This is a genomic window from Curtobacterium sp. B18, assembly GCF_000333375.1.
Taxonomy (GTDB): Bacteria; Actinomycetota; Actinomycetes; order Actinomycetales; family Microbacteriaceae; genus Curtobacterium.
Genome location: NZ_BACZ01000150.1, coordinates 1 through 7,322, shown reverse-complemented (window position 1 = coordinate 7,322; position 7,322 = coordinate 1). Strand labels below are relative to the sequence as shown.

Genomic DNA, 7,322 nt, shown 5'->3' with positions numbered 1-7,322 from the left:
GCTCGTGATCGACAAGGCGCTGGACACCTACCGCAAGGGCAAGCGCACGCTCGAGGCCGCGTCCGAGCTCTACGGCGTCACCCTGTCCGATGCCCACGACGCCGGCGCCGATGCCATCGCTGCCGGGCGTGTCGCGCAGGCCATCGCGGCGAAGTACCCCGAGGAGCTCGGCGTGTCAGCCGAGGAACTCCACCGCAAGCAGGTCGGCTGGTGCGCCGACCAGGCCTCCTCGTTCCAGGAGTACATGCGGAAGCAGCGCGACCCGTCGTTCACCGCCGACGGCCGCTGGCCCCACCGCAACGCCGGTTGAGGCGCCCGCCGGGCTCCGAACCACGAATCCGACGCCGAACCACGCCGCTCGCCTGGTTCCACGTCGGATCCGTGGTTCGACGCGCGCGCCGGCTGGCCCGCCCGCGCCCCGCACCGACGCCCGCGCCGCTCCCGCACGGCTGCACAACCAAAGTCCGCCCGAGCCGCGCCATGCCGCGGCGCGAACGCACTTGCGCTGTGCGCCGGCAATCCGCGACCGCCGGCCACCCCTGCGCTCTGTCGGCCGCGCGGCCCGGCCGAGCGTGACGCGACGTCGAACCACGAATCCGACGTCGAACCACGCCGTTCGCCTGGTTCGACGTCGGTTCCGTGGTTCGAACCGTCGCCGCGGCCACACCCCGCACCACTCGGCCGCAACGCGCACCGCCCGCCCAACATGCCACACCCCGGCCGCACCGCCTGCACCGGACGCCCGAACCACCGGCCGCTCCCCCCGACCTGCCACCCACGCACCCGACTACGACGGAACGGGCGGCCCTCCCGCAGGAGGACCGCCCGTTCGAGCGTCGTGGACGACTGCTTACTTGCCGAAGCCCTTGAAGCGCTGGTTGAACTTCTCGACGCGGCCGGCCGAGTCGAGGATGCGCTGCTTGCCCGTGTAGAACGGGTGCGACGCGGACGAGATCTCGACGTCGATGACCGGGTAGGTCGCACCGTCGAGCTCGATGGTCTTGTCGCTGTTCGCGGTCGAACGCGTCAGGAACGTCTCACCGGAAGCCAGGTCACGGAAGACGATGGCGCGGTACTCGGGGTGGATGTCGGTCTTCATGGAGATTCCTCGGTTGCGGTGGTGGGATGTGCGCGGCACTCGTACGAGCACGACGCCGGAAGTCTGCGGCTTGCGCCAGCCGTCTACGTTACCAGATCGGCGGCCCGGAGTGCAGCAGGCGCAGGACGGACACGCGGACGATCAGGCGGCGCGTGCCGTGTACCGCCCGGCGTCCTTCGAGACCGTGAGCTCGATGCCGAACGCCTCGGTCAGGGTCTCGGCGGTCAGGACGTCGTCGATGGGTCCGGCAGCCTGCACGTGGCCGTCGGCGAGCACCAGCGCGTGGGTGAACCCGGCCGGGATCTCCTCGACGTGGTGGGTGACGATGACGATCGCCGGCGAGTCCTCGCTCTGGGCGTAGCCGCCGAGGGTCCGGACGAGGCTCTCGCGTGCGCCGAGGTCGAGCGACGCCGCCGGCTCGTCGAGGAACAGGATCTCCGGGTCGGTCATCACGGCGCGGGCGATCTGGACCCGCTTCTGCTCGCCGTCGCTGAGCTCGCCGAAGGTCCGGTCGGTGAACGCACCGAGGCCCCACTCGTCGAGCACGCGCTGGGCACGGCGGACGTCGAGCTCCTCGTACTCCTCGTTCCAGCGACCCGTGACCGAGTACGCCGCGGTGAGCACGACGTCGATGACCTTCTCGGTCACCGGGATGCGACGGGCGAGCGCGGTCGACGCGAAGCCGATGCGGGGTCGGAGCTCGAACAGGTCGGCACCGCCCAGCTCGGTGCCGAGCACCTCGACGTCACCCGAGGTCGGGAACGTCTGGGCACCGGCGACCTGCAGCAGCGTGGTCTTGCCGGCGCCGTTGGCACCGAGCACGACCCAGCGTTCGTCGTCCTGCACCTCCCACGAGATCCCGTCGAGGATGGTGGCCCCGTTGCGGACCACGGAGACGTCTGACAAGCGCACGACCGAGGGCATGCGACCAGCCTAGGGGTTCTGCCCGAGCACCTCGTCGTAGACCTGGCGTGTCCGACGGGCGATCGCGTCCCAGGTGAACTCGGTCTCGACGCGGAGCCGTCCGGCGCGGCCCATGAGCTTCGCGAGCCCCTCGTCGGCGAGCACCTCGTCGAGGGTCGCGGCGAGGTCCGCCACGTACCGGTCCGGGTCCGTCGGGGTGCCGGTGCCATCTTGCGCCTGGTCGATCGGCACGATGCGTCCGGTCAGCCCGTCGGCGACGACCTCGGGGATGCCGCCGGTACCGGTGCCGACGACGGGGATCCCGCACGCCATCGCCTCGAGGTTGACGATCCCGAGCGGCTCGTAGATCGAGGGGCACACGAAGACGGTGCCGGACGACAGCACGTTGACGATCTCCTGGTGGGCGAGCATCCGGTCGATCCAGACGACACCCTGCCGTGTGGACCGCAGCGACTCGACGAGCCCGGTCACCTCGGCCATGATCTCCGGCGTGTCCGGCGCGCCGGCACAGAGGACGATCTGCACGTCCTCCGGCAGCGTCGCGACCGCGCGGAGCAGGTAGGGCAGGCCCTTCTGCCGGGTGATCCGTCCGACGAACACGACCGAGCGGCGCGTCGGGTCGATCCCGAGTGCGCGCACGGCGTCCTCGTCGACGGTCGGCTTCCACTCGTCGATGTCGATGCCGTTGTAGACGACGTGCACCTTCGACGGGTCGATCGACGGGTACGACCGGAGGATGTCGGCACGCATGGCCTTGGACACGGCGATCACGCCGTCGGCCTGCTCGAACGCCTCGCGCTCCATCCAGCTCGAGAGCCGGTAGCCGCCGCCGAGCTGTTCGGCCTTCCAGGGGCGCAGCGGCTCGAGGCTGTGCGCCGTGACGACGTGCGGGATGCCGTAGGTCAGCTGCGCGATCCGGCCGGCCGCGTTCGCGTACCAGGTGTGCGAGTGCACGAGGTCGGCGCCCTCGACGTCCGCCGCGATGGCGACGTCGGTCCCGAGCGCCTGGAGTGCGCCGTTCGCCTGCCCGAGCGTGTCGGGGGTGCCGTAGGACGACACGCCCGCCTCCTCACGGTGGGCCCCGAAGGCTCGGACACGCACCTCGGTGTCGGTGCCCGACCGCAGCGCTGCGGTGAGCTCGGCGACGTGGACGCCCGCCCCGCCGTACACCTCTGGTGGGTATTCCCTGGTCAACAGATCGACTCGCACGGGTTCAACGTAACCGTTCACCGGTCCGGACGCATACTGTGAGCGGTATGGCACCAAAGAAGGTCTTCGGCATCGTCCTCGCCGGCGGAGAGGGCAAACGCCTCATGCCGCTCACGGCGGACCGTGCGAAACCAGCAGTCCCGTTCGGCGGCAACTTCCGGCTCATCGACTTCGCGCTGTCGAACCTGGTGAACTCCGGCCTGCAGAAGATCGTCGTCCTGACGCAGTACAAGTCCCACAGCCTCGACCGTCACGTCGCCGAGACCTGGCGCATGGAGGGGCTGCTCGGCTCCTACGTCGCCTCGGTCCCGGCGCAGCAGCGACTCGGCAAGCGGTGGTTCGCCGGGTCGGCCGACGCGATCCTGCAGTCCCTCAACCTCCTCCGTGACGAGCGCCCCGACATCGTCGTCGTGGTCGGCGCCGACCACGTCTACCGGATGGACTTCCACCAGATGGTCGAGGCGCACATCGCCTCCGGCCGCAGCGCCACCGTCGCCGCGATCCGCCAGCCGATCGGCCTCGCCGACCAGTTCGGCGTCATCCAGGTCGCCGACGACGACCCGACCAAGATCGAGGCCTTCCTCGAGAAGCCGAAGGACGCCGTCGGCCTCGCGGACTCCCCCGGCGAGATCCTCGCGTCGATGGGCAACTACGTCTTCGACGCCGACGCCCTCGTCGACGCGGTCCTCCGCGACGGGCAGATCGAGACGTCGAACCACGACATGGGCGGCGACATCGTGCCGGACTTCGTGGCCCGCGGCGACGCCGGCGTCTACGACCTCAAGCGCAACGACGTCCCCGGGTCGAACGAGCGCGACCGGTACTACTGGCGCGACGTGGGGACGATCGACTCGTTCTACGACGCGCACATGGACCTGATCGCGCCCGTCCCGGTGTTCAACCTGTACAACCAGGACTGGCCGATCTTCAACCAGCAGACGAACCTGCCCCCGGCGAAGTTCGTCCGCGACGCGAACGGCAACACCGGGTCCACCGTCGACTCGCTCGTCTCGCTCGGCTGCCTGGTCTCCGGCGCGCAGGTCGAGCGCAGCATGATCGGTCCGTGGTGCGGCATCGACTCCGGTGCGAAGGTCCTCGACTCGATCGTCTTCGAACGCGCGTCGATCGGCGCGGGCGCCGTCGTGAACCGGGCGATCCTCGACAAGGACGTGGTGATCGCACCAGGCGCCCAGGTCGGTGTCGACCGCGAGGTCGACGAGGCACGCGGCTTCACCGTCACCGAGTCCGGCATCACGGTCGTGGGCAAGGGCGTCCGCGTCGACGCGTAGCGTCGCGCTCGGAGCCACCAGCGACCAGCGGTCCAGGAGGCGCGGCTGACGTCATGGAGGCGGGCCGCGCCTCCTGAGTCGGTACCGTTGGTCCGTGCCCCGCTTCCTCGTCGTCCTCGATGCCGATTCCACGCTCCTCGAGGACGAGGTCATCGAACTCCTGGCGGACACCGCCGGGACCCGACCACAGGTCCAGGCGATCACGGAGCGTGCCATGCGCGGCGAGATCGACTTCACCGAGAGCCTCCGGGAGCGTGTCGCCACCCTGGCGGGCCTCCGGGACGACGTCTTCCGGGGTGCGCAGCAGGCGGTCCGCGTGACGCAGGGCGCCGACGAACTCGTCCGTGGCGTGCACGCCGCAGGCGGCACCGTCGGCGTCGTCTCGGGTGGCTTCCACGAGGTGCTCGACCCGTTCGCCGAGCGGCTCGGGCTCGACCACTGCCGGGCCAACCGGCTCGAGGTGGTGGACGGCGTCCTCACCGGGCGCGTGCTCGGTGACGTCGTGGACGCGCACGCCAAGGCCGTGGCGCTCCGGGAGTGGGCCGGCGCCGACGCCGTGCCGATCGTCCGCACCGTCGCGGTGGGCGACGGTGCGAACGACCTCGAGATGATGCGGGTCGCCGGGCTGTCGGTGGCCTTCGACGCGAAGCCGCTCGTGCGCGAGCAGGCCGACGTGGCCGTCGTCGACCGCGACCTGTCGAGCGTGCTGGCGACGCTCGGCCTGCGCGGCTGACGCGCTCCGCCGCCGCGCGGCTGACGCGCGCGGCCGACGCGCGCGGCGGACGCGCGCGGCTGACTCGCTCCGCTGCCGCGCGGACGTCACGGGCTCAGCGACACCTCACGGCCGACCGGTGGCGTGAGGTTTCGCGCAGCGCATGGCGTCGGCGCGACCCGACCGGGTCAGCTGCCCATCCCGAGGCCGAACCGGCGGCTCGGCTCAGGTCAGCTGCCCGGCAGCACCGCCTTCGGCACCCGGTGGAGCGTGACCGCCCCGACTGCGGCGAACGGGTGCAGCGGATCCGGGTCGCCGGAGCCCGTCGGACCGCCGAGCTTCGAGTCGCCCACCGCACTGAGCACCGCGTAGGCGTCCTCCGCGGTGAATCCGTGCGTGCCGACCAGGAACGCGAACGCGTCCTCGTAGCCGCGTCGGACACTCTCCTGCACGGGGTCGCCCAGGCCGACGAAGAGCCACTCGTCGGCCGTCTCGATGCGCGGCGCGCGGAGCTCGGGGCCGCCGCGCACGAGGTCGACCGACACGATCGCCGTCCCCTGTGCCTCGATCGCGACGAAGGACGACTCCCCCTCGGCCATCAGCGCGTGCACGTCACCGATCGACAGCAGCGCACCGGGCACCCGGACGGGCAGGTACACGGTCGAGCCGGGGCGCGCCTCGGTGACGTCCATGTTCCCGCCCTCGGGGTGGGCGGGCATGATCGTCGAGTGCTCCCCCGACGCCGGCGCCACGCCGATGCAGCCGATCATCGGCCGCACCGGGAACGCGTGCCGATCGGTGACGTGCACCACGCCGCCCTCGATGGGACACCGGCGTGCGAACACCCCCTCGGGCATGACGTGCTGCAGTGCACCGGAGCCCGGCAGGGAGACCGACCACCCGTGCGTCGTGAGCTCGATGTCGTGGATCGTCACCGCCAGGGTGTCGCCGGGCTCGGCGCCCTCGACGAACACCGGGCCGGTCACCGGGTTGATCGGTGCCCGCAGTCGCTCGAGATCGTGGTGCTGGTCGAGCTCGGCGTAGACGGCGTCGGTCGTCTCGAACCCGATCGTCTCGCCGGTGCCGGGTCGGACGGTGAGCACCGGCTCGCGGTCCGCCGAGAAGCCCGGCCGACCGAGGGTGTTGGGCAGGAAGTGGTCGGGGGTCATCGCGCCTCGGCCTCCTGCGGCGCCTGCGGCTCCTCGGAACCGACCGCGGTGGACCGTCCGGTCCGTCGGTAGTAGAGGAAGACGACGGCACCGACGACGAGCCACACGATCCCACCGACCTTCGCCTCGACCGCGGCGTTCAGCAGCACGTAGCCGATGATGAGGAACCCCACCAGCGGGACCACGAGGTGGAGCAGCCAGTTCCGGGACCGTCCCTTGACGATGTAGTGCACGAACACCGAGACGTGCAGCAGCATGAACCCGAAGAGCGCGCCGAAGTTCACGAGCGACGAGATCGTGTCGATCTGGCCGACGAAGAACAGCACGAGGATCGCGGAGAGCACCGACACGACGATGATCGCAGCGGACGGGACCTGGCGGCGGTTCAGCCGGTGCAGGAACGCCGGCAGCTGCCGATCGCGGCTCATCGAGAACAACAGTCGGCTCGTCGCCGCCTGCGCGGCCATCGCGTTGGCGATCCCGACCGCGAGCACGTTCACCGCGAAGAAGGCCGTGGCCCACCCGCTCGACGATGCCTGTTCGACGACGGTGAAGAACGCGTTGCCCACCTCGGAGTCCGAGAAGGAGTCCCGCCCGGCGGCGAGGGCCGATGCGAGCCAGGTCTGCAGGACGAACAGGAACGCGACGATGACCAGCGCGAGGATCATTGCCGTGCCCGCTCCGCCTCGGCGCCCGGTGGACTCCTCCGAGAGCGTCGAGATGCCGTCGAACCCGAGGAAGCTGAGCACCGCGATGGACAGCGCGCCGGCGATCAGCGGAGCAGAGACCTTCGCCGGGTCCCACACCTGGTCGGTCGAGAACGCGGCGCCCGGCACGGTCCCGCCGGTGAGGGCCACGACCGCGATGACGACGAAGATCACGACGAACACGAGCTCGACGAGGAGAACAGGCGGTCGCGA

Annotated in this window: 7 protein-coding genes and 1 pseudogene; 3 read left to right on the top strand and 5 right to left on the bottom strand. The window is 70.8% G+C overall.

The features are described from left to right. Positions 1-310, top strand: a pseudogene (locus I5E_RS04175) (3'-5' exonuclease); the annotation flags it as partial. Positions 311-850: 540 nt separating this feature from the next. Here the strand turns inward: I5E_RS04175 and I5E_RS04170 are convergent. The 3 genes from I5E_RS04170 to glgA all read right to left on the bottom strand — a co-directional run bounded on the left by I5E_RS04170 (position 851) and on the right by glgA (position 3,232). After that, the gene (locus I5E_RS04170; RefSeq protein ID WP_022905887.1) at positions 851-1,099 is read right to left on the bottom strand and encodes a type B 50S ribosomal protein L31; all 249 of its coding nucleotides are present in this window, start codon (positions 1,097-1,099) and stop codon (positions 851-853) included. A 141-nt stretch (positions 1,100-1,240) separates the two neighbouring features. Then, positions 1,241-2,023, bottom strand: coding sequence for an ABC transporter ATP-binding protein (locus I5E_RS04165; RefSeq protein ID WP_022905886.1), 783 nt, complete (start codon positions 2,021-2,023; stop codon positions 1,241-1,243). 9 nt (positions 2,024-2,032) lie between these two features. Then, on the bottom strand, positions 2,033-3,232 hold the full coding sequence (glgA, locus tag I5E_RS04160; RefSeq protein ID WP_022905885.1) for a glycogen synthase: 1,200 nt from the start codon (positions 3,230-3,232) through the stop codon (positions 2,033-2,035). Between the two features lie 47 nt (positions 3,233-3,279). On the opposite strand from glgA, the gene I5E_RS04155 reads away from it, so the two are divergent. Beyond that, positions 3,280-4,521, top strand: coding sequence for a glucose-1-phosphate adenylyltransferase (locus I5E_RS04155; RefSeq protein WP_022905884.1), 1,242 nt, complete (start codon positions 3,280-3,282; stop codon positions 4,519-4,521). A 94-nt stretch (positions 4,522-4,615) separates the two neighbouring features. Beyond that, positions 4,616-5,254, top strand: coding sequence for a phosphoserine phosphatase SerB (serB, locus tag I5E_RS04150; protein ID WP_022905883.1), 639 nt, complete (start codon positions 4,616-4,618; stop codon positions 5,252-5,254). A gap of 209 nt (positions 5,255-5,463) precedes the next feature. On the opposite strand, the gene I5E_RS04145 is transcribed toward serB, so the two are convergent. Next, positions 5,464-6,402 (bottom strand): acetamidase/formamidase family protein, encoded by a 939-nt coding sequence (locus I5E_RS04145; RefSeq protein ID WP_022905882.1) that lies wholly within the window; start codon positions 6,400-6,402, stop codon positions 5,464-5,466. Next, positions 6,399-7,322: APC family permease (locus I5E_RS04140; RefSeq protein WP_022905881.1), on the bottom strand; the 924-nt coding region annotated here is incomplete at its 5' end. The genes I5E_RS04140 and I5E_RS04145, both read right to left, overlap by 4 nt.

Coding starts and splice junctions, on each gene's coding strand:
- I5E_RS04165 (WP_022905886.1), bottom strand. CDS start 2,023: ATGCCCTCGGTCGTGCGCTTGTCAGACGTCTCCGTGGTCCGCAACGGG.
- I5E_RS04145 (WP_022905882.1), bottom strand. CDS start 6,402: ATGACCCCCGACCACTTCCTGCCCAACACCCTCGGTCGGCCGGGCTTC.
- I5E_RS04170 (WP_022905887.1), bottom strand. CDS start 1,099: ATGAAGACCGACATCCACCCCGAGTACCGCGCCATCGTCTTCCGTGAC.
- I5E_RS04155 (WP_022905884.1), top strand. CDS start 3,280: ATGGCACCAAAGAAGGTCTTCGGCATCGTCCTCGCCGGCGGAGAGGGC.